The organism is Brevibacillus sp. IT-7CA2 (assembly GCF_949767855.1).
Lineage (GTDB): Bacteria > Bacillota > Bacilli > Brevibacillales > Brevibacillaceae > Brevibacillus.
In genome coordinates this window covers 516,519-540,771 of record NZ_CATKQT010000033.1, presented here as the reverse complement: position 1 = coordinate 540,771, position 24,253 = coordinate 516,519, and the positions used below count along the sequence as shown (strand labels likewise).

Below are 24,253 nucleotides of genomic sequence, written 5' to 3'. Positions count from 1 at the left end.
GAACCCTCCAGACAAGATTGAAATGGAATGTTAGTTTTGCAGAATAGTCATGATTGCGGCTTTTTTCGCTTCGAACTCCTCGTCGGAAAGCACAGGGGTAAACGCAGCCCGCGGAATGTCCACCAATAGATCATGCCAAGATTTGCAGCCTTGATAAGCAGCGTCAATTGGGATTTCTACAGGCTGCTCTATTCGATACATCCGCACGAACAAAATGTGCAGCGGCTGTTTTTTCTTCCAATGCAAGCGCACATCTGCGAAATTATCCGTCCAGATGTGGAAGGGCGAAAGCGCACGCAGCTTGGCTTCGTCCATCAACTCAACATCGTCGGTTACTTCGGCAAAATATTCGATCGTCACGGTCTTCTTGTCCATTGTCCAGCCTTCGAGGGTCACGTCTAACAGATGTTGGTAGTCTGCCTTTACCATGTCGCGTTTCTGGTGCTCATAGGTCGGATACAAATAAAATTGATTGTTTTCCAAGCGGAATTCTCGTGTTTCTTCGTATAATCCACCCTTGCGGATCGTGATGATCTGCTCACCTTCTCCAAGTGCTTTGACGGCGACTGCCCATTCCTTCAAGCTAAGGGGGGATAGCGGCTGTACAATCGACTGCATGCAGCACGGCTCCCTTCTACTGTCAGAATCGTTTGATGACTTTAGTCTAGCCCAATTCCAGCGCGTTGAGAAGTCGTCTTCAACAGTTGATCGACATGCTGCATGGCTCCTTGCAGTCTCTCGGCATAATTTCCTCGCAGTGTCACATAGGTTATTCCACGCTCATCCAACATCTGGCGCAGCTTTTCATGATTGTGCAGGCGTACTTGCTCCTCTCCGTGCACACGCAGTCCATCATCCACCCACGCGACATCTGGCTCCATGAACAGCCACAAATCATACGCTTGCTCGTCAGCAACCTGATCGAGAACAGGGATGGTTTGCCCGGTGTACAGTTCGGAATAAAACTGGGTGACAATCGCTTCGGTATCGATGAACAAGAGCTTGTTGGCTTTCTGGAGCGCTTCGTACTCTTTCATTTTGTGACCATACGCGATATGCGGGAAATACTCCGATGTCAAAATCGTATCGCAGCCCCCGACCTCTTCGCAGATTATGCGTCCATACTCCTCGACAAACACGGTATTGTAGATTTTCGCAAGATAACGGGTCAAGGTCGATTTCCCGCAGCTCTCTGTTCCTACCACCACTACCTTTTTGACGAAATAGGGCTGAACAACAGTCGGGATGTGCTGCCAATGAGCGTAGACCCCTTCGTTGCGAATTTTGGTAGCGGAAATCGGCACTTGGCAACGCGATTCATCGAGAATGATGTGCGCTGCCTCCGGGTATAAACGGCGAAAAATCGGATCGTAGGAGGGCTCAGAGCTGAAAACCAGATCGATTTTTTTCCCAATCATGCGCTTGATGTCCGCTGCTCCCGCCTCCCAATCGTAGCTCTCGTCACTATCCGCACGATCCTCGACTGCAAGCACTCTGACATTTTCCATGTCCTTGACCAGCGTGGACAGCCATCTCAATCGCACTTCATAGGGAATTGGCTTGATTCCTGCCTCCTCACACAGCTTTCGGTCGCGAGTAGGGCTGTGCGAGAGAACGACGTACAGCTCGTCGCAGCGGCAGGCCGCCTGTGTAATCGCGTATACATGTCCTTGGTGAAGTGGCAAAAATTTGCCGCCAATGAAGCCTACGCCCCCCATGTCTGCTCCTCCCTTTGCTTGCGGTACTGCCGAACCCAGTTCATCAATCCGTAGATGGCATTCACCAAATAAGCGGACCACATGACCAGCATCGAGATATCGCTTCCGTCCTTCAAAAACGCTACCAGCCACATGTAGATCGTGAACAAATCAATGATGATCCAGACCACCCACTGCTCGACCAAACGCTTCACCATGAAGAGCATGGCGATGACGGAGAGCACAGCCGTCAAGGAATCGACAAAAGGCAAGGCCCCGCCCATTTGCTTCAATACAAACCCGTAAGCAATCGTTGCGATGATGCTCAAGATCGTCCACCAGATGCGTGCTTGGTTGGACAAAATGGTAATCTTAACGTCATTTTGCTTGACTTCGGACACGCGGTTTTTACGCCACAGGTAGAGTCCAATGAATTGCATCGGCAAAAAATAGAGAAGATTCAGCATTACTTCGCCATAGTACTTTTGCCCATAAGCGACGAACGCGTACAAAACCACATTGATGATACCCGGGTAGTAACTCCACGTCTTTCCTTTGGCGACGAGCACGACACTCAGCATCCCCGTCAAGGAGGCGATCAAGCCGATTAATGTATCATCCAGTGCGAAATACAAATAGAGGGTAACGAGTGTAAACGAGATGAGCCATATTTTTTCAAACCAATTCCAGTCTGCTAAAAAGCCGGTGCTTTTCGCATTCATGCGAATCTCTCCTTGAACGCTCGCAGGTTTTCCTGGCGCGCAGAATTGTCGTAGACGGCAAAAACAATGTGGTCAAAAAGCTGTGCATACTGTTCGTCGATCAAAACAGTCGCAAAGTAATCTGCTACGTCCTCCGCTTTGTTGCGAAATACTCCGCAGCCGTACGCTCCCAAAATGATCGTCCGGTGGTTATGAATGGCTGCTGCCCGCAAAATCTTCCGGATGCGCTCCTTCATGACAGGTCCAATCTTCGCGATATTTTCAGGCTCTCGCTCACGAACAACCCCAGCATTCACGGCAGGCGCCGTAATAAAAGACAAAAGGTATGGGTCATTCAAAAGCTGATCGCTTTGATCGCGGAGCACGGGGACCCACGGTGAATAAATCATGTAGTCAGAATAAAAGCAGGTTTTTAACTGGCGATGATAGGTGTACATTTCCTGCATTTGCACGATGCAAGGATACAGCCCGGAGGAACGCGCCAAGCTCTCTTCCTGCGCCTGGCTTCCCCCGAGGAAGCCTCCGCCCGGATTTTTGGCGGAAGCAAAATTCAAGCATACGACATCTGCTCGTTTCTCGGAAACGACGAGGCGCTTGGCAGCATCCAGGCTGGATTCCGAGGTTACCTCGACCTTGGCACGCAGCTGTGCAGCCGTTGTTTGATGCGGTGGCAGTTGCAATGTGTCTGCTGCCAAATCATGTGGACGATACAGAACGGATTGGCTGATGGCAGCAGCTATATCCTCCGTAATGCTCTTCTTTTCTCCCGCTTTGTTCACATAGTAGCCCTGCTCTATGATTTGCAGCGTCTCCTGCGCGATTCGTACGCGAACGCTTCGATTGTGTCCCTGATTCATTGTGATTTCCTCCCTGGTACGGGGCTACGTCTGATCCATCCATTCCGGGTTAAAGCGGAAATACTTGGATGGTCGGTGCCCGGCATGTTTTCGATATTGATTCGTTTCCAGCACTTTGTCGGCTACCTTCCTACGAAATGCCGCAGCCAACAGCTCACGTCCCAAAATCACTTCGTACACCTGTTGCAGATCGCTTAACGTGAACAGCTCTGGCATTAAAGCAAAGGCGATGTCCGTGTATTCAATCTTGTTACGCAATCGCTCCAGTGCGTATTGAATAATTTTGGCGTGATCAAATGCGATGTTGTTCGTCTCTACAATTTCGCGGGTCTCACGTACGGTACGACCCGTTACTGTTTTGGTGATCTTAATGGTGGCAGACAATTCTTCGCTCTCATGCACAAGTCGCAGCTCCAGCCATTTTTCAGTAATGGAGCCGTCAATAGTCGCTGTCTTCGTTTCTTTCACCCACCTGTCCTCGATGCGGTACCACTCCGCTTCATCTGCATCATCCCCTGCCTGCAGCTGTAAAGACGAGCTATCTACCAAGGCCATATACGACGTGCTGATGACCCATGTCCGCGGATCTCTGCCCGCATCGCCCCAAGTGTAGAGCTGCTCCAGGTAAATGTCGTCTACGTTTGTTTCCGTACGCAGCTCGCGTCTGGCTGCCTCCTCGAGACTCTCCCCCGGTGTAACAAACCCGCCTGGCAACGCCCATTGGCCGATATATGGGTGTTCCCCACGCTTCACGAGCAATATTTTCAACGACTTGGGTGAGAGCTTGCGGTAATTCTCCTCCAGCTCATCCATCACGGTGAATACCAGCATATCGACTGTCACAGACGGCCGCTCGAATTGGCTGACATCATAAGCCTCCAAGTACTCCTGTTCGGTTTGACCTTGTTTATTGACATTTGGTTTATCGTTCATGCAATCGCCTCTTTTAGTTGATGAATTGTTGTTGTCTTTTTGTTATTAACAAAATGTTATTATCAATTTGTTGATATCATATTACTCTTTCCTGTTTTTGGTGTCAACTAATAAAAAAGCATTAGACCGGAACCCCTTATGGTACAAGGAGTTCCGGTCTTCTATATCACTAGATATTTGAAAATTAGTTTTTAGACTCCACGTTAGAATGAAGCAATCCATGGCTCTAAACTGAATAATAAAGTTTTAGACTGACTCATTTAACTATCGAACCCGATAGCGTGACACTTGAACATAAATTTTTCTTACTTTCCTCCAACATGAAACACACCAATTACGGTTTTACCATCAACGTCATATAGCGGAATATCACGACCTCCTGGTGATCTACTGTTCTGTATCGCAATGGCTTCCTCGGGTGATTTTGGACGCTCACCGTCTAAGTCTTTTTTTAGCACGTATCCTGTAGTACCATCCACACCTATTGCACTGATTAATTCAGGTTCCGTATCTGGAGAAGCAGCATCTGTGGCAGAACCGTATGTCTGTCCATTTTCATTTTCTGGATAGTGAGGAGGATTCGTCGGGCTTTGATTAATCGCGCTTTTAACAAATGTCCTTTGGAATGCCAGTGCACCTCCCACTACACAAACGATAAAAATCACACCAATCATTATTTTGATGCCTTTAGAATACATCCTCACAATTGTTCACTCCTTAAAGTTTCTCACTCTTCACTCTAAAGTTGTTCGTTCCGTCCTTTCACTTCTTATACACCACCAAATAATGGAAAGTTACGCAAATCTGCCTATTAGGTAAGCAAAGGCTACAGGTATCAACACCTGCAGCCTTTATTAATGTTCGTTCTGTTATCGTTCCCCGTTAGTTGAGTCCCTTTAATTTGGTTTTGCATTGATTTCCGTTAAAGTTCATGCATCACGAAGTCCCACCGAGTTAAGGCAGCTTGCTGCCGGCCGCGATGCGGTTAGTCGGTGCGGATGTGTCCCGGCAATTACTTCCTTGTTCCTTGTTTCCGGGACCGAGGGTCGCCCAGACCCGGAGCGTGAATGGGTGTTTATATGATGCACCCGACTTCTTCGAGATACTTTCACACTGCTTCTGCTTCTATTTTTACTCTAGTCATGTATTTTTCAGTTAAGTCTTCTTTTAAACGTCACTTATTTATTACCGAGTTGTTCCGCCAAACCGATTAGAAGTCCTTCATTTCCACGAATGTAGCAGAGCCGATACGAGTCCTCGTACTGAACCACTTCGCCAACGAGCTGAGCACCATGCTTAGTGAGTCTGGATACCATTTCGTCAATGTCTTCAACGGTGAACATGACGCGTAGATAACCGAGGGCATTTACAGGAGCAGTTCGGTGATCTGATATAGTAGGTGGGGTGAGAAATCGCGAAAGTTCAAGTCGGCTGTGGCCATCTGGGGTAACCATCATAGCAATCTCTACACACTGTGAACCCAGCCCGGTTACGCTACCAGCCCATTCACCTTCGACAGTAGCTCGCCCTTCGAGCTTCAAGCCAATCTCCTCGAAGAAAGAGATTGCGTCATCAAGGGATTCTACAACGATGCCAACATTGTCCATTCTTAGTAATTTGTTTTTTGCCATAGTTTTATCTCCTTATGTGTACAAATTTATTACCTGATTCTATCAATAATTACCAATTTCCCTAAAAAAATTAACATCTTGTCACAGTTCATGATAACAAAAATAAGTCACAGTATAGTAAAATGTGAAATTTGGTTTTCGGACATGTCATATTTTAATGTGGCCCCAGCCTAATACTCTATTAATCAGTCTAAAAATTTGTTATCTCTGTACACGTAGAAGAAGCGCATTTCAAGTCCAAGCGCCTCTGGAGCCCCTCCCAGCTTCGTAATAAATGGCGGGGAATTTCAGCTTCACTTATGAATACCTCTTCGAAACTTCTACGTTTGAAAAGCGCTCACGCCATTTATTCCGGAGCGGACAGTCTTCCCCCTTGAGGGGCGGAATCCGAAGCGTAGACTGGAAATGCGCTTCTTCCTTCCACTACGGCCACTTTATCCACCAAAACAAAAAGCCCCCTGCCAGTTCTTACACTGACAGGAGGCTTCTTAAACACTGTTTATAACTATTATTAAGCAGCACTTGGATCGGCTTTTACTGCCTGAACATAATCGTCTGCTTTCTTTTTGTCGAACTGACCTTCCCAACGAGAGATCACGATTGCTGCCAACGCATTACCTACTACGTTAACAACTGTACGAGCCATGTCCATCAAACGGTCTACACCGGCGATGAAAGCAAGACCTTCAACTGGGAGACCTACAGAGCCGAGCGTAGCCAACAGTACTACGAACGATACTCCCGGTACACCAGCGATCCCTTTGGACGTAACCATCAGTACGAGCATCAGCGTGATCTGTGTGCTGATTGGCATATGAATACCATACATTTGCGCAATGAACAGAGCAGCCAGTGCCTGGTACAGCGTGGAACCATCCAGGTTGAAGGAGTAGCCTGTCGGAATGACAAAGGACGTGATCGCCTTCGGACAGCCCATCTTCTCCATTTTTTCCATAATTTTAGGCAGTACAGTCTCGGAGCTGGAAGTGGAGTAAGCCAACAACAGCTCGTCCTTCAGTACACGCAGAATGGAAGTGATTTTGACTCCGCTGATACGTGCGATGATGCCCATTACTACCAAAATGAAGAACAACATGGCAACGTGAACCAGAATAACCAGTTTGCCCAATGGAATGAGCGATGACAAACCAAACTTGGAAACGGTAACACCAATCAGTGCAAAAACACCAAACGGAGCAAAACGCATGATTGTGTTTACAACCCAGAACATCGCGTCTGCAACCCCATTGAAGAAGTTGAGAACGGGCCTTCCTTTTTCTCCTGCTGCTGCTACACCAAGTCCAAACAGAACGGAGAAGAAAATAATGGCTAACATGTCGCCACGAGCCAGTGCATCGAACACGTTAGTAGGAACAATATTGACGAATGTTTCCACCATGCCGTGGCTTTGTGTCGTTTCTGCCGTGTCTACATACTTGTGGATATCGGTCTTGGTAAGAACTGTTCGATCCACACCGAGACCCGGTTGAAAGATGTTCGCCGCCAAAAGACCGACGATAATGGCAATCGTGGTAACGATTTCAAAATACAGAATTGTCTTACCACCGATTTTGCCCAACTTCTTCATGTCACCTACGCCTGCTACGCCCACAATAAGCGTGGCAACAACGATCGGAACGACAATCATTTTAATCAATCGGAGAAAAATATCACCGATAGGCTGTAAATAGGTCGCCACTGCTGGGTTGCCGTAAAAAATAGCACCCACCAGGATACCCAGAATGAGACCGACGACAATCTGCATCGCTAATCCAAACCGCTTCATTCCGACACCTCGCTATGAAAGATTAAGATGTGACTCTCAAGCCGATATGCTTATACGCATCAAGCTTAAGTGGTATATAGGTGAGCATCATATCATGACTTTTTGTGTTTTCCCCTTTTTTGTATTCTTTTCATTTCTTTATTTTTTCTGATAATCTCTATCGAATCGCGATATAATTGGGCTCGTTGTATTCGTTTCTGGAAAAATGATAAAATAAGGGAATCAGTTTTCAGCGATTTTTCATTCAGAATGGAGCGCAGTCATGACGATTCGGAAAATGATCATCCTGCTACTAGTTCTTGCAGTCGGGTTGTTTCTTTTACCTTACTCCGTCCCCTTTTTGCTAGCACTGTTAACAGCAATTCTCGTTGAGCCGCTCGTCTTGTTTCTTATCAAAAGGCTACGAATGAATCGGATGAGTGCGGTAATCGCATCCTTTTTTCTTTTCCTCATCTCTTTTGGGATCGTATTGTACTGGATCGGTACGCAGATCGTGATTCAGGGAATTGATTTGGCTCAGCGATTACCCGCTTTTTCGCAGCATATTTTTGAGTTGGTCGAGTCCTATTTGATGAGCTGGGAAACTTACTATGAATCGTTACCTGCCGAAACCGTCTCGGAAATCCAGAGTGTCTTCGCTGGACTTAAAAGCTGGGCGCTTACTTCAGCTTCCACGGTTGCCAAAGGCATTCTCGGTGTAGCAGCCATCGTTCCGGGCTTTTTGATCTCGACAATTATTTACTTGGTTGCCTTGTTTTTGATCAGTCTCGATTTGCCGAAATTGCGTGCGGGCTTCATGAGAATGTTCACGGTATCTGCTCGTGAAAAGGTCGAGGTGGTTATCTCTCAATTGAACCGTGCCACCCTTGGGTTTTTACGTGCGCAAATCATCTTGAGCCTGATGACGTTCACACTGTCCTTTTTGGGATTGCTCATTTTGCAGGTCAAGTATGCAGCCGTCATTTCGCTCATGATCGTTTTCGTCGATATTCTCCCCATCTTGGGCGCAGGCTCGTTCCTCGTCCCATGGGCTATTTACAACTTCTTGATGGGCAACTCTTATTTGGCAATCGGCCTGATCGTCATTTTCCTCGTGATTACGGTCGTCCGCCGCATTATTGAGCCCAAGGTACTCGCATCTAATCTGGGAATTAGCGCCCTAGCCGCTCTTGTCAGCTTGTTCCTCGGATTTCAGGTAATGGGATTTTTCGGGCTCATACTCGGTCCAGCGCTCGTCATCATTTACGAGGCGCTGCGGAAAGCTGGTTTCTTGAATTTCAAAATAGATTTTTGATGGGCACAGTAGATTGGTAGTGCTGCGGCCGTTTTTTCCGGTGATGGAATCGGAAAAGCGGCCGTTGATATAGAAAGATCTGGGGGAGAGCTTATGTGTGCATACAAAGAACTGACCACCTCACAACGGACAATCATGACGCCAGGGCCCGTCGAGGCCGAGCCTAGTGTTCTTCGCGTGATGGGTTTACCCATTTTGGGGCAATTCGATCCAGAATTCACGAACATCATGAACGAAACAATGGAAATGCTTCGGAAATTGTTTCAGACATCCAATCATTGGGCATTCCCTATTGACGGAACTTCCCGGGCGGGCATTGAGGGCGTTTTGTGTAGCATAATCGAACCAGGAGATAGGGTGCTTGTACCCATTTATGGACGATTCGGGCACTTGCTCACGGAGATTGCGGAGAGGTACGGCGCAGATGTGGTTACGATGGAAACGCGCTGGGGAAGTGTCTTTGAACCGCAGGACGTCATTGCCGAAATCGAGCGAGTTCAGCCCAAAATCGTAGCAATGGTTCACGGCGAAACATCCACCGGATGTGTTCAGCCTTTGAAAGAAATCGGAGAAGCTTGCCGCCAGATGGATGTCCTGTTTGTCGTCGATGCTGTCGCTTCAATCGGCGGGACAGAAGTGAAGGTAGACGATTGGTATATCGACGCATGTATTGGCGGCACACAAAAATGCTTGTCTGTCCCCTCTGGGATGGCTCCTATCACGTTTAATTCTCGTGTAGAGGCACTCTTGCTCCTACGGAAAAAAATTGAGCGTGGACTCGCTGATCCCTCTGCTCCGAAATCTATTCAAACCCGAACGATCCGCAGCAACTATTTTGACTTGAGCCAGCTCATGGATTACTGGGGACCCGCACGGCTGAACCATCATACGGAGGCGACAACGATGCTGTACGCCTTGCGTGAGGGAGTGCGCATTGCCCTCACGGAAGGTCTGGAGGCGAGATTCGCCAGACATCGCTTGCATGAACAAGCCTTAATCGCAGGTGTATTGGCGATGGGATTGCAGCTCTACGGCGATCCGGCTTGCAAGCTTCCCGTCGTGACCTGCATTAAAATTCCTGAGGGACTGGACGGAGAGTCAGTCCGCGCCATGCTGCTCGAAGATTTTCATATTGAAATTGCCAGTTCCTTCGGGCCACTAAAAGGGACAATCTGGCGGATTGGCACAATGGGCTACAGCTGCCGGAAGAAAAATATTTTGCATGTGCTAGGGGCATTGGAAGCGGTTCTCATGCGGCATGGAGCACGTGTGCATGCAGGACGGGCTGTACAAGCTGCTTTAGATATTTATCATAGCTAAAAACAAAGGCCGCTGGGGCAATATAATACCCGAGCGGCTTTTATTATGTTCACAACTGATTGCGAATTACCGTGCCACTAGTCACATTTGTAAGACGCCCATCTGACACGGTGATCTTCCCATTGACCAGCACATGGCGAATACCCATTGACTGCTGCATCGGTGCCTCATATGTTGCCCGGTCTACGATCTTGTTCGGGTCAAATACGACGAGATCTGCCCAGTATCCTTCTCGCAAAAATCCTCGATCCCGCAACCGCAGCAATTGAGCTGGGGCGCCTGTCATTTTTCGCAGGGCTTCCCAAAGTGGAAACGATTGTTTCTCTCTTGCGTAATGACCTAGCACACGAGCAAATGAACCGTAGAGCCTGGGATGGGGCTTTCCGCCGAACACACCATCTGAACCCACCATTTGTAGCGAATGCTTCATCACTCTCTCGACATCATCTTCGTCCCCCCAGTGGATAATGATGGTTACCTCGCCTTCTTCTTCAACCAAAAGATTAAATGCGGCATCTGCCGGATCCATCCCTTGTTGCTGGGCAATTTCCTGCAAATTCATTCCTTCCAGCTTCCGATTGTTCGCTGAGGCTACAGATGCGATGACAAGATTGTCCCAGCCGTTGTTTCTGACGGGATTGTCGTATTCCCCGTTTTGCTCCATTTCTTCTTTTGCTCGCTCGCGAATTTTGAGGTCATGTAGCCGCTCCAACATTTTTGCGATACCACCATCATGCATCCATGGGGGAAGAATGGCATGGAGAAAAGTGGATGCTGCTGCATACGGATATTGATCAAATGTAATCTCGGTACCGTCAGCACGTCCCTGCTCCAACTTTTCAAAGGCAATGTCCAGCTTATCCCGATTTCTGCCACCACAAATTTTAAAATGAGAGACATGCAGACGAACTCCCGATCTGCGTGCAGCGTCGATCACTTCGTCTAATGCCTCCAACGAGTAATTGCTCTCGTTGCGGATGTGAACACCAAAGCAGCCATCATATTTAGCGGCACCCTTGCAGATTCCAACCAATTCTTCTTTGTTGGCATAGACGCAAGGCGGGTATTGGATACCGGACGACACGCCAAAAGCGCCCTGCTGCATGCCTAGTTCTACCAGCTCCTGCATCGCTGCGATTTCTTTTTGCGTAGCCTCTCTACCGGCAAAACCCATCACCATGGATCGGATATTTCCATGCGGTACCAAATACGCTATATGGCCAGTCAGCTTCGCCTGTTCAAGAAATGCCAGGTATTCATCAATGCTGTGCCATGGCCAATCTCCGATGTCACCGTTGATCCTTTTCAATTGCTTCATCCAGAGTGGTTTCGTCTCACTCGTCACGGGAGCAACAGAAACCCCATCCTGCCCGACAAGTTCTGTCGTGATTCCCTGCAACACCCGGATCTGGTGAATATCAGGTCGTGTACACCACAAATCTGAGTGAACATGTACATCAATGAAACCAGGAGCGACCACCATTCCAGTCGCATCTATTTCCGTGATTCCTCCAGAAGGAATGAATCTCGCCATATGGGCAATTCGCCCGTTTTCGATCCCAATATCCAGCCTCGTCCACGGATTTCCTGTACCATCACAAACCATCCCATTGCGTATGACGATATCAAACGTTTTCTGTACCATTTACACGTCTCCTCGCTATTGGACAGAAACATTCCAGAATGGCGCATCCATGAAATACTGATAGCCCTTCACGTAGTTACGATGAGCCGCCAAACCGTGCAAGTCCCCTATTTTTACAATCGGGAGATCCTCCCAGAACAAGGTTTGGATTTTCTCAAATACGACCTTCTGCTCATCAAAGGTAACCGTATGGCGAAGTTCATCCAGCAATGCATCCATCTCAGGGTTGTTGTACCAGCCTGGCCACTTGTTTCGAGAGTCTAGATACAGTGTTTGAACCGGGTTTGTGTAGGTTGGAAAGCCAGTGAAAAAGATGTTCCACTTCGTTTCATCTGAACGTTTGCTGACCATCGTAGGCCAGTCGTAAATCTCGAAGTTTACTTTGACCCCGATTTTCTCCAGCTGGTCTTTGACCATGATGGAGCTTTTGTAAATGTATTCGTAATCCTTGGTGGTGATGATGGTCACGGGCTCGCCGTTGTAGCCCGCTTCAGCCAACAGCTTTTTCGCCAATTCTGGATTCTTCTGATTGTATTTTTCTTTACCTGCTTCTGAATGCCATGGCTGCTCTACAAACATCAGGCTGTGATCCAGTCGAAAAAAATCCGGGTTCCCGCTTATCCCCATCATGATCATTTCATGGTCAAGTGCAGCATTCACTGCTTGGCGTGCCGTTACATTCGCAAACAAACCTTTTTTCTTGTTAAAAATCATGCCTACGTATTTTTGTGGCTTCGACACGACCGTCACCAGATTAGGGTCACCTTTTAACTGTTCGTAGTTGTCAAAGGGAAGCTCATCAGCAAAATCGTACTCCCCCGATTGAAGACCTGCCACACGTGTAGCTGCATCCGGAACGGTGTGGAAGTAAATGCGGTCTACCATGGCTTCCTTTTTCCCGCCCAATCCGCTTGCTGGATCGGATAACGCTTGATAGTTGGCATATTTTTCGAGATGAATGTATTGATCTTGCTTCCACTCCACAAATTTGAACGGCCCTGTCCCAATGTATTCTTTTATTCCTTCTTCCGTAGCCGCTTCAATGACTTCCTTCGGCATGATCATTGCGCCCTGTTGAGGAAATGCGAGAGAGGTTAGCAAGGTGCCGGATGGCTTTTCCAAAGTAATCATAATTTTGTCATTGTCCTTGGACGAAATCGTGGCATTTGCGAGTGCTGTTTTTCCATTCGGGGAAAGCTCCTTCCAGCGATTGAGCGAAGCAATCACATCCTCAACCCCCAGAGCTTTCCCATTATGAAAAGTGATTCCTTCCCTGAGTGTGAAGGTGATCTCTTTCCCGTCTTTGCTCACTTCAAAAGCTTTCGCCAGCATCGGAATAGGCTTGTAGTCTTTATCCAGCGTGACGAGCGGCTCGAAAACATGCCAACCGACTTGGAGCGCCACTGTCGTGGACGTTTTCACCATATCAAGTGAAGGCGGTGAAACCGACAACGCAACGCGCAGTTCGTTCGTCTCTTTTTTCTGATCACCGCTGGAAGCAGGATCGCTTGAAGACGGAGCAGACGTGCAACCCAGCAATGAAAGTGTCACGATTAATAGAAATGTCAACATGTAACCAATCGGCTTCTTGATCATGGAAAACCCCCTTCATTAATCGAATTTTCAGGTTATTTTCAAGCTGATCTCTTCATTGCGGATTACTGTACCCGCGGTCAAGCCAGTGAAGGACGAGCGATCCACCGCCATTTTCCCATTCACGAGTACATATTTGATCCCGATCGGCTCAAGGAGCGGCTGCTCGTAGGTCGCTTGATCTGCAACCGTTTTCGGTTCAAAAATAACAATATCAGCCCAATACCCTTCAGTGATGAATCCTCGATCCTTGAGTCGAAGCAGCTGCGCAGGCGCTCCTGTCATATGACGAATGGCTTCAGACATCGTGAGAATTTCTTGTTCCCTGACAAACCGCCCCAATATTCGTGGGAAGGTTCCGTAGAGCCTTGGATGCGGTTTTCCGCCGAATATCCCGTCCGAACCGACGATTTGCAATGGATGTTTAAGCGCGTTCGTGATATCTTCCTCTTCGCCCCATGAAATGACCATCGTGACCCCGGCATTTTCCTCCAGCAACAGCTCAAAGACAGCATCAGCAGGTGTTGTTCCACGCATCTGGGCAATTTCCAGTAGATTCTTCCCCTCTACCACACGGTTTTTCTCAGAAGTGACAGACGCAATCACGATATTTCCCCAGCCGCAGCTCTCTACCCAGTTTTCAAAATCATGGTTGTTCTCAAAGTCATCTTTAATCCGCCTGCGAATCTCCGGGTCTTGCAGCTTGGCGAGCAGCTCCTCTGTACCTCCATTGTGCATCCACGGGGGCAACAAGGCATGTAATACGGTTGATCCTGCTGTGTACGGATACTGATCAAAGGTGATCTCGATGCCCTCAGCGCGGGCTTGATCCATTTTATCTAATGCCTGTTGGAAGTTGTCACGATTGTTTCGGCCAATCACCTTGAAATGAGAAATATGCAGACGCACACTTGAACGGCGTGCAACATCGATCATCTCGTCGAGCGCTTCGAGAATGTGATTGCTTTCATTTCGCATATGGACGACGAAGCATCCATCATATTTGGCTGCTCCTTTGCATAACTCGATGAGCTCTTCTTTGCACGAAAACAAATTAGGCGGATACACGAGCCCTGACGACAGGCCGACTGCTCCTTGTCGCATTCCCTCTTCTACGAGCTCACGCATCTTTTGCATCTCTTCTGTCGTAGCCATTCGTCCCTCAAACCCCATCACAAGTGTTCGCACAGCACCGTGGGGAACCAGGTAAGCGACATTTCCCGCCAGCGTAGAGCGGCTTAAAAACTGGAGGTACTCGTCTATCGAATGCCAAGGCCAGTCTCCAATGTCACCGTTCAACCCGCGGAGTTGTTTTTGCCATAAAGGCTTCGTCTGTTCATTAACAGGGGCAACAGAAATACCGTCTTGCCCGAGCAGCTCTGTCGTTACTCCTTGCATCACCTTGATTTTGTGCATATCCGGCTTCGTGCACAGCAAGTCAGAATGTACATGCGTGTCAATAAAACCGGGAGAAACAACCAGCCCTTCTGCCTCGATCTCTAGCACGGCTTCTGAGTCGTGAAGCTGTCCAATCTTCACAATCCTGCCGTCCTTAATACCGATGTCCAACCGGGTCCACGGATTACCAGTTCCGTCGTACACCTGACCATTCCGAATAACGATATCCAGCATTCTTCTTGCTCCTCTCTGTCCTTGCAATTTTTATGAGACGAGATGACAAGCGACACGATGGCCCGTACCCATTTCCCGCAAAACCGGAACGACTTCCTTACAGGTGGCGATCGCTTGTGGACATCTCGGATGAAACACGCAGCCTTTTGGCAGATGGATCGGGGAGGGAACCTCGCTTGAGAGGACGATCCTCTCTTTCTTTTTCTTGGGATTCGGCTCTGGAACAGCTGACAATAGCGCTCGGGTATAAGGGTGCAGTGGTTGGGAGAACAAGGCATCCGTAGGGGCTTCTTCTACTAAATGCCCCAGGTACATCACGCCGACTCGATTAGAAATATGTCGGACGACGCTGAGGTCATGTGCGATGAATAAATAGGTGAGTTGAAAATCTTCTTGCAGCTGTTGCAATAAATTGAGAATCTGAGACTGGATGGAGACATCGAGTGCGGAAACAGGTTCATCACATACGATGAAGGCAGGATTTACTGCAAGTGCACGCGCCAACACAATCCGCTGTCTTTGTCCACCTGAAAACTCATGCGGATATCGGTCGTAATGCTCTGGCTGTAGTCCCACTTTACGAAGAAGGTCAAGGACAAGCTGCTTATGCTGCCTTTTCTCTCCCAAATTGAAAATACTCATCGGTTCAGCGATGGCTTTGCCTATTTGTTTGCGGGGATTGAGCGCTGAATACGGGTCTTGAAAAATGATCTGCATTTCTTTTCTAGCGTTTCTGAGTTCTTCATCCGAGAATTGAGTGATATCCTGCCCTTTGTATTGCACACTGCCAGACGTTGGTTCTAGCAAGCGAAGGATCATGCGGCCCGTTGTGCTTTTTCCACATCCGGATTCTCCAACCAGCCCGTAGGTTTCCCCTTTGTATATTTTCAAGGAAAGATTGCTGACCGCTTTTACGTACGCTTTCTTTTGAAAGTAGCCCCCTTTGATCGGAAAATGCTTCACTAAATTGGATACCTGTAAAAGTGGTACCGCTGTTTTCTCCTTAGCTGCCAAATACAACGCCTCCCAACCCGATTCTTTCGTGATGCCAGCATCGAACCTGATGCCCGTCCGCTATTTCGAACAAGTCTGGAGGATACTGCCTGCACTTTTCATCTGCCAGCGGACATCTGGGTGCAAAACGACACCCTTTTGGAATCTGATGGAGCGACGGAACGATGCCTTCTATCACATGGAGCTTCTTACCGCGATTGCCATCAATGGTCGGGATCGATTTCATCAAACCAATCGTATAGGGATGCTTCGGATTCTCAAACAAGGTGTCCACAGGAGCTTCTTCTACGATCTGCCCCAAATACATGACCAGAACCCGATCGCACACTTCCGCAACGACGCCAAGATCATGGGTGATTAGCAGGATTCCCATTTGTAATTGCTTTTGCAGACCGAGCATCAAATCAAGAATTTGCGCTTGAATGGTAACGTCCAATGCGGTCGTCGGTTCATCGGCAATCAACAGCTTGGGCTGGCAGCACAAGCCCATGGCGATCATGACACGCTGCCTCATCCCACCTGAGAGCTGATGAGGATAGTCGTTCACCCTCTTTTCCGGTGAAGGGATGCCGACCAAAGTAAGCATCTCAATCGTTTTTTCCTGCGCAGCCTTTTTGGACAGCTTTTGATGCAGCATGAGTGATTCGGCAATTTGGTTTCCTACGGTATAGACAGGATTGAGCGAGCTCATCGGGTCTTGGAAGATCATCGATATCCGATTGCCGCGTATCTCTTGCAGCTCTTCCATGGATGATTGCAGCAGCTCTTTTTGCTCAAAAAAGATTTCGCCTGTAAGCTTCGTTCCACTGTGTTTTCGGAACAGCCGTAAGATCGACAAGGAGGTCACACTTTTTCCGCACCCCGATTCCCCAACCAATCCGACCGTCTCGCCGGAATCCACCTGAAAGGAAACCCCATCTACAGCTGTCACCTGACCTAGCTCTGTGGAAAAGGTCGTTCTCAAGTTTTTCACTTCCAACAATGGCACATGAATCATCCCTTTCCCGCCTTGCAGCGCTTATTTTTTTGCTCGATTCGTATGCGGGTCCAATAAATCGCGGAGGCCATCTCCGAGCAGGTTGAGCCCCAGTACGGTTATCATGATGGACAGTCCGGGAAAAACAGTCATCCACCATGCTTGCTTCATGATCGTTCTACCGTCATTTAAAATGTTTCCCCAGCTTGGCTCAGGCGGCGGAGTTCCCGCTCCCAAGAAGCTCAGGGAGGCTTCCGTAATGACGGCATACGCAAAAACGAACGTTGCCTGGACAATCAGAGGAGACAGGCAGTTCGGTGCGATATGCAGCCAAATGACCCTCCATGACTTCCCACCCAGCGCATGAATCGCCTCGATATACGTCTGCTCTCTCACCGTTATCGCTACCGATCTGATCGCTCGGGCTACCGTTGGAATATACACCACACTCAGGGCGATAATCACATTGCTCATTTTCGGACCGAGTGCGGCCAGTATGGCAATGGCCAGTAATATCGCTGGAAATGCCATTAAGCCGTCATTAATCCGCATGAGGAAGTTGTCCAATCTTCGGTAGTAGGCTGAATACAGCCCAAATATTAATCCCACGACGGAAGTAATCACGACTACTAAGAATCCAACCCCCATCGAAATTCTGCTTCCGTACACAACACGGGTAAAAACATCTCGGCCAAACTCGTCCGTACCGAACCAATGACTTGCGCTTGGCGGTTTGAGTCGATCCTGCACTTTCATTTCGAGTGGATCATAGGAGGTGAGCAAAGGAGCAAGGACACAAATGAAGGTGATAAACAAAACGAGAATACTCCCGGAGACAGCCAATCTGTTTGAGAAAAACCGATTCATGGCAACTCTTACGTGATGCCTTGAAGGTGCAACAGGTTGGCTTGTGGCAATCGTTACCGAAGATGTTTCCATTCATCCATCCCCCTTAGCTCTTGTCGTATCGCACACGTGGATCGATATACGCGTAAAGCAAATCAACGATGAGATTGATGAGAACATACGCTGTTGCAATCATGAGCACGGTTCCCTGGATGACCTCGTAATCCCGTCTTAAAACAGAATTGACAATGAGCTTGCCGATCCCAGGTATGTTAAAGACGGTTTCAGTCACGACTGCTCCCCCGATCAGCGTCGCAAACGAAAGTCCGATTACCGTAAGGATGGGGATGAAGGCATTGCGAAGCGCATGCTTATAGGTGACAATCCACATCTTCAAGCCTTTTGCTTCTGCCGTTCGAATGTAATTTTCGTTCAACACTTCCAGCATGGAGGATCGCGTCATTCGCGCAATTAAAGCCCCTTGCATAATGCCAAGTGATATCGCGGGCATGATCAAGTATTTAAAATGATTCAGGAGTCCATTGGACATCGGTTGATAGCCTGCTGCAGGGAGCCAATTCAGTTGGACAGCGAAAAGCAAGATCAGATTCAATCCGATCCAGAAGCTAGGAAGCGAGATTCCCAGTAAAGCAAATGTCATAAACGATTGATCCATCCAAGTGCCTCGACGATTGGCAGCCATCACACCCAAGGGGATCGCAAACAGAATCGCGATGATCTCAGCCATAATCGTTAAGGAAAGGGTAGGTCCTAAATGCTCCCATATCGCTTCTGTCACAGGCTTATCCATAAAAATCGACCAGCCTAAATCCCCTTGCAGCAAGCCCCCTATCCATTCGAAAAAGCGGATATAGATGGGAAGATTTAAACCTAGCTGCTCTCGTAATTTTGCTAATTCTTCTTCCGTAGCCTGTGCCCCCAGAATGACAGAAGCAGGGTCACCAGGGGTAAGATGAATGATAATAAAATCAACAACCGCTACAACCAGAAGGACAGGTAATAAGGACACGACACGCTTAAGCAAATAACCTCCCATTTTCGTCTTTCCCCCTCAATTGTCATCGATTAAAAACCATGAACGTGTAAAACTCAGCATTCATATATGCAGTTTCAGATCATAGACCTGACGGGGCCTTCCTTTACAGATCGGCTGCTCTTCACCGACGACCATTGCCAATTGACTCTGCTCTAATTTGCTTAAAATCCGTCTGGCACTGCGTAATGAAACGCCAAATCGACTAGCGAGGTCAGCTGCGGTTATTTGTGAGCTGCCGTAGTTTTGGCAAAAGGAGATCAGTTTGTTGATCGTCCCGACGCTCAAACCTGATTTTCGGGCGGCATCCAAACGCTCTGGATTGTTGCTTCGGAGGGAGTACGCTAACTGAAATTCTTCACCCAGCGGTCCGACAACATTGCCATCGTGCATAGCGATAAAACAGCTTCCTCCTCCGCCGGCTTTTGCTTTGGAGAGAGCTTCCCCGGCTTTGCTTTGCGCCTCGTTCGCGGTTCGGCCCAGCCCAATTCCGATACTGGCCGAAATGTTTAAACGGTTTACAATTCTCTCTAACAGAGGGAACCGCGTAAACATGCTCGTCGTCCGTTCAATAACTCCTCGAGTCGTCACGAAGATGACTTCATTTCGATCCGGCCAGTTCATCAAGGCTTGAATTTCTTCCCCATAATCAATCAAAATTTCCTGGATCGCGATTTTCTTTCGCTGAAGCTCATATTCGGATGAATGCCATTTTTTCACGATGTTTTCAATATTGATGATGCCAATTGCGATCTGCGTATCATTTAACTGGAGGTTCTTTCCTTCCATTTGCGCTCGATACAAACCGTCTTGAATCGTAGATTTGGTGGGGGTCACACGATAACAGGGGATTCCTAATCTTCGAAGCTCCCAATAAACAGATGCCACGCAAGTGAAAATCGCGTCTATCTTGTTACTTGTCCATAAGTCGTAATGAAACTGAAGAATGTCGCCAGCGCTCTGCTCTTGCCGATATTCCATCGTGTACATACGATCCACAGGTATAGAAAGCTCATCCAACCTTTGTTCAATCTCTTGTAAAGACAGAACATCGATACTGAACCGCAACCGACTATCTTTCAGTAGAGTCCCGCTATCTCGCAGCAATTGAAAGAACACGCGGTAGAGACTCGTTCCATTGTAAGGCAGGTAAACCATCGGCTTTGGACCATCAACGTGTTCACGAGCAATTTGGTATGGAATCGGACCGGCAAATAAAAAGACATCCACCTCTTCCTTGCAGGAAAGCACAAGCTGTTTAACCTCCTGAACATCTTTGTAACCGAGGGGGAGCAATATTAAGGCCGGAAATGTTGTTGCCATATGCAAAACCTCATCAAGCAAATCGTAAGGACCTATAACTGCAACTTTTATTTCCATCGTTCCCTACCACTTTCTCTCAGATTTTTTACTGCCAACATACATTTTATTAAATTTTTCAAAAATTCTTTCTATTATCATACATTCGGCCATTCTTACATGCAATTTCCGTTAATAGTCCTTTTATCCCCTTTTTTATTAAAAAAACGTGTAAGGAGCCACTCCGTCTTCCGGAATGCTTCCCTACACGTCTTCTCGTTAAGAGATCCTATTATTTCTGGCTGACACGCGCCAATAAATCGACGATGTGCACGGCCTCCATCTTTCCTTCCAGTCCAGCTCGATGAATGCCTGCTTTCATTTGCAACAGACATCCCGGATTCGAGGTCACGAGAATATCTGCTTGGGTAGCCGCTACATGACCCATTTTTTCATCCAAGAGGCTCCCGGCCATCTCAGGCTGCACCAGATTGTAAATGCCCGCAGAGCCGCAGCAGCGATCTCCCTCGCGAAGCTGTACGTATGTGGCTCCCGGAATGCCTTGCAGCAGGTTCACCGGCTCTTTGGTCACCTTCATCCCGTTGCGCAGGTGACAGGAGGATTGATAGGTGATCCGCTGCGGCAATGATTGCCATGTTTTTGGCTCGACGAGGAGTGCAAGCACTTCGCTAATATCCTTCACGCGTGAAGCGAACCATTGTGCCTTCTCCTGCCACTCGGCATCTTCCGCCAGCAAATGGTCGTATTCTTGCAACATCGCCCCACAACCGCCTGCATTGGATACAATGATATCCACATTAGCCTTGTGAAAAGCAGCCACATTTTTTCGCGCCAGATGGCGAGCCTGTTCACGCTCACCGCTATGTGCATGGAGAGCACCGCAGCACACCTGGTCTGGAGCGATGATGACCTCACAGCCTGCCTCACTCAGAAGCCGCACGGTGTTGCGATTCGTCTCATTGAATAGGACATCCATGATGCAGCCGTGAAACATTCCTACGCGATATTTGCGCTCGCCTACGGCTGGAATAACCGTGCCACCGAAAAAGTCCACGATACCTGTTCCAGATGCTTCAGGCATGATCGCTTCCATTTCCCGCATTTGCTTTGGCAGGGTGGATAACACTCCCAGCTTGCGAACAGCTTTTTGCACACCTGAGCGCTGATAAAAGCGCAAGAGTCCGCCGAGCTGGTACATGCGCTTCTGATGAGGGAACAGGTGGAAAAACGCGAGCTTGCGGACGGCTTTGACCCACCATGGATGCTCCTGCACCTCTTCGATCGCTTCTCGCGTCTGTTCGATCAGCTGACCGTACGGCACACCTGCTGGGCATACTGGTTCACATGCTCGGCAGCCTAGACACAGATTCATTTGATCAACGAAATCTTTGTCCGGCTCCATGACACCGTCTGCTACGGCTTTCATCAAGGCAATGCGACCTCGTGGAGAAGCTGCCTCATAGCCTGTTTCCCGAAAGGTCGGACAGGCTGGCTGACAGAAGCCACAGCGCATACAGTTGGACAGTTCATCGTAATCGAGTTTATTTACCAAGGCTTCTTTAAGCACGCTGAACCACCACTCTGTTCCGGGACTGTTTGGCAAACATCTTGTCAGGATTCAGGAGATTGTGAGGATCGAAAGCGTGCTTGATGCCTTTCATGATCTCCATACCTGCGGCTCCTACTTTCCACTCCAAATACGGTGCCTTGACGATCCCTACGCCATGCTCTCCCGTAATTGTCCCCCCCAAATCGATTGCCGCCGCGAAAATTTCTTCGAAGGCATGCTCGACACGCTCGATCTCATCCGTGTTGCGAGCGTCTGTCATGCAGGTCGGATGCAAATTGCCGTCTCCTGCATGGCCAAAGGTGCAAATTTGCAGTCCGTAACGCTCTGTAATCTCTTGGATCGCAGCGACCATCGGCGCAATCGCGGCACGGGGAACTGTTGCGTCCTCCAAAATGGTCGTCGGACGCATCCGTGACAATGCGGCGAGCGCACTGCGTCTGGCAGTCATTACCTCATCTGCCTCCTCGACAGTCGTCGCTACCTTGATTTGGACGGCATCATTCTTTTTGCAAATAGCAGCGATCTGCTCCATGTCCCGATCGACCGTCTGTGGCTCTCCGTCCTGTCCGATCAGGAGGATCGCCGCCACATCTGTCGGAAGCCCGATCTGTTTGAAATCCTCGACAACACGGATCGTGCCCTGATCGAGAAATTCAAGCGTGCCAGGAATAATGCGATTGGCAATAATATCGGAAACAGACCTCGCCGCCTGTGCCATATCTGCGAACATCGCCAGCATGACTCGCTGTGTTTGCGGCTTCGGAATCAGCTTGAGAATAGCCTCGGTAATGATAGCCAATGTGCCCTCGCTGCCGACCAAGAGCTTGGTCAGATCATAGCCCGCCACATCCTTCATCAGCTTGCCCCCGGTACGGATGACCTCTCCGTTCGGCAACACAGCTTCGAGACCGAGCACGTAATCCTTGGTTGTTCCGTACTTCAACCCGCGCAGTCCACCCGAATTGAGCGCAATATTCCCGCCAATCGTGGAGATGACCATGCTGCCTGGATCTGGTGGGTAAAACAAACCGAGTGCCTCTACCGCCTGATGGATGTCGACCGTTCGAACCCCCGGCTGCACCGTTATCGTCAAATTTTGCTCGTCAATCTCTACGATCTGATTCATCCGGCTCAATACCAAGACAATCCCGCCACCGACTGGTATCGTTCCGCCGCATAGATTGGAGCCTGCTCCACGCGTCACAATCGGGATGTGATGTCGTGCTGCAACTCGCATGACCTGTTGGACTTCGGCTGTACTCTTCGGCATGACGACCACATCCGGCAATGCTTGCTGCATCGGCGTTGCGTCATACGAATAGGCGACTAATGCTTCCTGTTTGTCGAGACAGTTTTTCTCTCCGACGATGGCACGCAGTTCATCGCGAATGGATTCTGGCAACATGGAATCTCTCCATCCTTTCCCAAAAACTTAGTCCAACTGCTGAATAGCTTCCCTGATTCTTCCATTGGTAACATTCAACAGACGAGTGGCCTCTTCCCTGCTCGATCCGGTCAGCTTCATAATAATGGCTGTCTTCGCATCACCGTCTGCCTGATCAGCCAGTTGCTCCGCTTCCTCGTAACTCGCTCCGGTCACTTCCATGATGATCCGCTTTACTCGTTCCTTCAGCTTGAGGTTGGTCGCCTGCACGCTGACCATCAGATTTCCGTACACTTTGCCCAAACGAATCATGGTCGCTGTCGTCAGCATGTTCAGCACCAGCTTTTGGGCCGTTCCTGCCTTGAGCCTCGTCGATCCGGTCAATACTTCCGGTCCTACGACGACATTAATCGCTACATCTACACCTTCATTAATGTACGAAGGCTTGTTGCAAGAGACAGCAATCGTCTTGGCATCGATCTTCTGTGCCTCCGCCAAAACACCGAGAACATACGGAGTCCGTCCACTGGCTGCGATCCCTACGACCACATCCTTTTTGGTCACGCCGTATTTATGCACATCTTCTTGACCGAATTCAAAAGAATCCTCTGCGCCTTCTACCGCGCGTACCATTGCGGATGGTCCGCCTGCAATCACACCCTGAACGAGCTCAGGCTGGGTACCAAAGGTCGGCGGACACTCGGACGCATCCAATATCCCTAAACGTCCACTCGTTCCAGCACCAAAGTAAAACAGTCTTCCGCCCTTTTCCAATGCGTGTGTGATGACCTCTACCGCATCGGATACTTGATCGAGGACGCACTCTACTGCATAAGGAACCTTCTTGTCCTCATCGTTCATCATTTGTACGATGCCTCGGGCACTCAATTGATCCAAATCACTGCTGCCCTCGTTTTTTCCTTCAGTCGTCAATGCTTGCAAGTTCTCCAGATTCATGCTCTATCGAACCTCCTTTTCA

General features: G+C 48.7%; 21 protein-coding genes. 2 read left to right on the top strand and 19 right to left on the bottom strand.

The features are described 5' to 3' along the window. Positions 1 to 30 precede the first annotated feature (30 nt). From ACM6JA_RS19180 to ACM6JA_RS19145, 8 genes are all read right to left on the bottom strand, one after another. Positions 31 to 618 carry a DUF1802 family protein gene (locus ACM6JA_RS19180; protein ID WP_414853612.1) on the bottom strand — a complete coding sequence of 196 codons (588 nt, stop codon included), beginning with the start codon at positions 616 to 618 and terminating at the stop codon, positions 31 to 33. Positions 619 to 659: 41 nt separating this feature from the next. Continuing rightward, positions 660 to 1,718 (bottom strand): multifunctional transcriptional regulator/nicotinamide-nucleotide adenylyltransferase/ribosylnicotinamide kinase NadR, encoded by a 1,059-nt coding sequence (nadR, locus tag ACM6JA_RS19175; RefSeq protein ID WP_414853611.1) that lies wholly within the window; start codon positions 1,716 to 1,718, stop codon positions 660 to 662. Then, complete coding sequence (pnuC, locus tag ACM6JA_RS19170) at positions 1,706 to 2,419, bottom strand: nicotinamide riboside transporter PnuC (protein ID WP_414853610.1); 714 nt, start codon at positions 2,417 to 2,419, stop codon at positions 1,706 to 1,708. The genes nadR and pnuC overlap by 13 nt, the downstream gene beginning before the upstream one ends. Continuing rightward, complete coding sequence (locus ACM6JA_RS19165) at positions 2,416 to 3,276, bottom strand: TIGR02452 family protein (RefSeq protein ID WP_414853609.1); 861 nt, start codon at positions 3,274 to 3,276, stop codon at positions 2,416 to 2,418. The genes pnuC and ACM6JA_RS19165 overlap by 4 nt, the downstream gene beginning before the upstream one ends. Positions 3,277 to 3,300: 24 nt before the next feature. Beyond that, entirely contained in the window at positions 3,301 to 4,209 is a 909-nt protein-coding gene (locus ACM6JA_RS19160) for an NUDIX hydrolase (RefSeq protein WP_414853608.1), read from the bottom strand. Between the two features lie 305 nt (positions 4,210 to 4,514). Beyond that, on the bottom strand, positions 4,515 to 4,907 hold the full coding sequence (locus tag ACM6JA_RS19155) for a peptidase M56 BlaR1 (RefSeq protein WP_414853607.1): 393 nt from the start codon (positions 4,905 to 4,907) through the stop codon (positions 4,515 to 4,517). A 480-nt stretch (positions 4,908 to 5,387) separates the two neighbouring features. Then, the gene (locus ACM6JA_RS19150) at positions 5,388 to 5,840 is read right to left on the bottom strand and encodes a VOC family protein (protein ID WP_414853606.1); all 453 of its coding nucleotides are present in this window, start codon (positions 5,838 to 5,840) and stop codon (positions 5,388 to 5,390) included. 511 nt (positions 5,841 to 6,351) lie between these two features. Next, a complete protein-coding gene (locus ACM6JA_RS19145; protein ID WP_007716158.1) occupies positions 6,352 to 7,626 on the bottom strand; it encodes a cation:dicarboxylate symporter family transporter in 1,275 nt (424 codons plus the stop codon). A 262-nt stretch (positions 7,627 to 7,888) separates the two neighbouring features. On the opposite strand from ACM6JA_RS19145, the gene ytvI reads away from it, so the two are divergent. Together ytvI and ACM6JA_RS19135 are read left to right on the top strand one after the other, a co-directional pair. Further along, entirely contained in the window at positions 7,889 to 8,920 is a 1,032-nt protein-coding gene (gene ytvI, locus ACM6JA_RS19140) for a sporulation integral membrane protein YtvI (RefSeq protein WP_007716162.1), read from the top strand. A 93-nt stretch (positions 8,921 to 9,013) separates the two neighbouring features. Beyond that, complete coding sequence (locus ACM6JA_RS19135; protein ID WP_414853605.1) at positions 9,014 to 10,240, top strand: pyridoxal-phosphate-dependent aminotransferase family protein; 1,227 nt, start codon at positions 9,014 to 9,016, stop codon at positions 10,238 to 10,240. 49 nt (positions 10,241 to 10,289) lie between these two features. On the opposite strand, the gene ACM6JA_RS19130 is transcribed toward ACM6JA_RS19135, so the two are convergent. The 11 genes from ACM6JA_RS19130 to murQ all read right to left on the bottom strand — a co-directional run bounded on the left by ACM6JA_RS19130 (position 10,290) and on the right by murQ (position 24,231). After that, a complete protein-coding gene (locus ACM6JA_RS19130; RefSeq protein ID WP_414853604.1) occupies positions 10,290 to 11,885 on the bottom strand; it encodes an N-acyl-D-amino-acid deacylase family protein in 1,596 nt (531 codons plus the stop codon). Between the two features lie 15 nt (positions 11,886 to 11,900). Next, a complete protein-coding gene (locus tag ACM6JA_RS19125; RefSeq protein ID WP_414853603.1) occupies positions 11,901 to 13,481 on the bottom strand; it encodes an ABC transporter substrate-binding protein in 1,581 nt (526 codons plus the stop codon). 27 nt (positions 13,482 to 13,508) lie between these two features. Then, positions 13,509 to 15,110, bottom strand: a complete 1,602-nt coding sequence (locus tag ACM6JA_RS19120; RefSeq protein WP_414853602.1) for an N-acyl-D-amino-acid deacylase family protein — start codon at positions 15,108 to 15,110, stop codon at positions 13,509 to 13,511. Between the two features lie 30 nt (positions 15,111 to 15,140). Then, on the bottom strand, positions 15,141 to 16,124 hold the full coding sequence (locus tag ACM6JA_RS19115) for an ABC transporter ATP-binding protein (protein WP_414853601.1): 984 nt from the start codon (positions 16,122 to 16,124) through the stop codon (positions 15,141 to 15,143). Beyond that, positions 16,114 to 17,121, bottom strand: a complete 1,008-nt coding sequence (locus ACM6JA_RS19110) for an ABC transporter ATP-binding protein (RefSeq protein ID WP_414853600.1) — start codon at positions 17,119 to 17,121, stop codon at positions 16,114 to 16,116. The genes ACM6JA_RS19115 and ACM6JA_RS19110 overlap by 11 nt, the downstream gene beginning before the upstream one ends. A 21-nt stretch (positions 17,122 to 17,142) precedes the next feature. Further along, complete coding sequence (locus ACM6JA_RS19105) at positions 17,143 to 18,039, bottom strand: ABC transporter permease (RefSeq protein WP_414853599.1); 897 nt, start codon at positions 18,037 to 18,039, stop codon at positions 17,143 to 17,145. 13 nt (positions 18,040 to 18,052) lie between these two features. Further along, the gene (locus ACM6JA_RS19100) at positions 18,053 to 19,003 is read right to left on the bottom strand and encodes an ABC transporter permease (RefSeq protein WP_007716172.1); all 951 of its coding nucleotides are present in this window, start codon (positions 19,001 to 19,003) and stop codon (positions 18,053 to 18,055) included. 60 nt (positions 19,004 to 19,063) lie between these two features. Then, positions 19,064 to 20,323, bottom strand: a complete 1,260-nt coding sequence (locus ACM6JA_RS19095; RefSeq protein WP_238543228.1) for a transcriptional regulator — start codon at positions 20,321 to 20,323, stop codon at positions 19,064 to 19,066. 268 nt (positions 20,324 to 20,591) lie between these two features. Next, entirely contained in the window at positions 20,592 to 21,887 is a 1,296-nt protein-coding gene (locus tag ACM6JA_RS19090) for a (Fe-S)-binding protein (RefSeq protein WP_414853598.1), read from the bottom strand. Next, positions 21,880 to 23,295, bottom strand: a complete 1,416-nt coding sequence (locus tag ACM6JA_RS19085; protein ID WP_414853597.1) for an FAD-binding oxidoreductase — start codon at positions 23,293 to 23,295, stop codon at positions 21,880 to 21,882. The genes ACM6JA_RS19090 and ACM6JA_RS19085 overlap by 8 nt, the downstream gene beginning before the upstream one ends. Positions 23,296 to 23,322: 27 nt before the next feature. Next, the gene (murQ, locus tag ACM6JA_RS19080) at positions 23,323 to 24,231 is read right to left on the bottom strand and encodes an N-acetylmuramic acid 6-phosphate etherase (protein ID WP_414853596.1); all 909 of its coding nucleotides are present in this window, start codon (positions 24,229 to 24,231) and stop codon (positions 23,323 to 23,325) included. Positions 24,232 to 24,253 lie beyond the last annotated feature (22 nt).

What these genes read in the sequence shown, in the direction of transcription:
- ACM6JA_RS19180 (WP_414853612.1), bottom strand. Translation starts at nt 618, where the DNA reads ATGCAGTCGATTGTACAGCCGCTATCCCCCCTTAGCTTGAAGGAATGG.
- nadR (WP_414853611.1), bottom strand. Translation starts at nt 1,718, where the DNA reads ATGGGGGGCGTAGGCTTCATTGGCGGCAAATTTTTGCCACTTCACCAA.
- pnuC (WP_414853610.1), bottom strand. Translation starts at nt 2,419, where the DNA reads ATGAATGCGAAAAGCACCGGCTTTTTAGCAGACTGGAATTGGTTTGAA.
- ACM6JA_RS19165 (WP_414853609.1), bottom strand. Translation starts at nt 3,276, where the DNA reads ATGAATCAGGGACACAATCGAAGCGTTCGCGTACGAATCGCGCAGGAG.
- ACM6JA_RS19160 (WP_414853608.1), bottom strand. Translation starts at nt 4,209, where the DNA reads ATGAACGATAAACCAAATGTCAATAAACAAGGTCAAACCGAACAGGAG.
- ACM6JA_RS19155 (WP_414853607.1), bottom strand. Translation starts at nt 4,907, where the DNA reads ATGTATTCTAAAGGCATCAAAATAATGATTGGTGTGATTTTTATCGTT.
- ACM6JA_RS19150 (WP_414853606.1), bottom strand. Translation starts at nt 5,840, where the DNA reads ATGGCAAAAAACAAATTACTAAGAATGGACAATGTTGGCATCGTTGTA.
- ACM6JA_RS19145 (WP_007716158.1), bottom strand. Translation starts at nt 7,626, where the DNA reads ATGAAGCGGTTTGGATTAGCGATGCAGATTGTCGTCGGTCTCATTCTG.
- ytvI (WP_007716162.1), top strand. Translation starts at nt 7,889, where the DNA reads ATGACGATTCGGAAAATGATCATCCTGCTACTAGTTCTTGCAGTCGGG.
- ACM6JA_RS19135 (WP_414853605.1), top strand. Translation starts at nt 9,014, where the DNA reads ATGTGTGCATACAAAGAACTGACCACCTCACAACGGACAATCATGACG.
- ACM6JA_RS19130 (WP_414853604.1), bottom strand. Translation starts at nt 11,885, where the DNA reads ATGGTACAGAAAACGTTTGATATCGTCATACGCAATGGGATGGTTTGT.
- ACM6JA_RS19125 (WP_414853603.1), bottom strand. Translation starts at nt 13,481, where the DNA reads ATGATCAAGAAGCCGATTGGTTACATGTTGACATTTCTATTAATCGTG.
- ACM6JA_RS19120 (WP_414853602.1), bottom strand. Translation starts at nt 15,110, where the DNA reads ATGCTGGATATCGTTATTCGGAATGGTCAGGTGTACGACGGAACTGGT.
- ACM6JA_RS19110 (WP_414853600.1), bottom strand. Translation starts at nt 17,121, where the DNA reads ATGATTCATGTGCCATTGTTGGAAGTGAAAAACTTGAGAACGACCTTT.
- ACM6JA_RS19105 (WP_414853599.1), bottom strand. Translation starts at nt 18,039, where the DNA reads ATGGAAACATCTTCGGTAACGATTGCCACAAGCCAACCTGTTGCACCT.
- ACM6JA_RS19100 (WP_007716172.1), bottom strand. Translation starts at nt 19,003, where the DNA reads ATGGGAGGTTATTTGCTTAAGCGTGTCGTGTCCTTATTACCTGTCCTT.
- ACM6JA_RS19095 (WP_238543228.1), bottom strand. Translation starts at nt 20,323, where the DNA reads ATGGCAACAACATTTCCGGCCTTAATATTGCTCCCCCTCGGTTACAAA.
- ACM6JA_RS19085 (WP_414853597.1), bottom strand. Translation starts at nt 23,295, where the DNA reads ATGTTGCCAGAATCCATTCGCGATGAACTGCGTGCCATCGTCGGAGAG.
- murQ (WP_414853596.1), bottom strand. Translation starts at nt 24,231, where the DNA reads ATGAATCTGGAGAACTTGCAAGCATTGACGACTGAAGGAAAAAACGAG.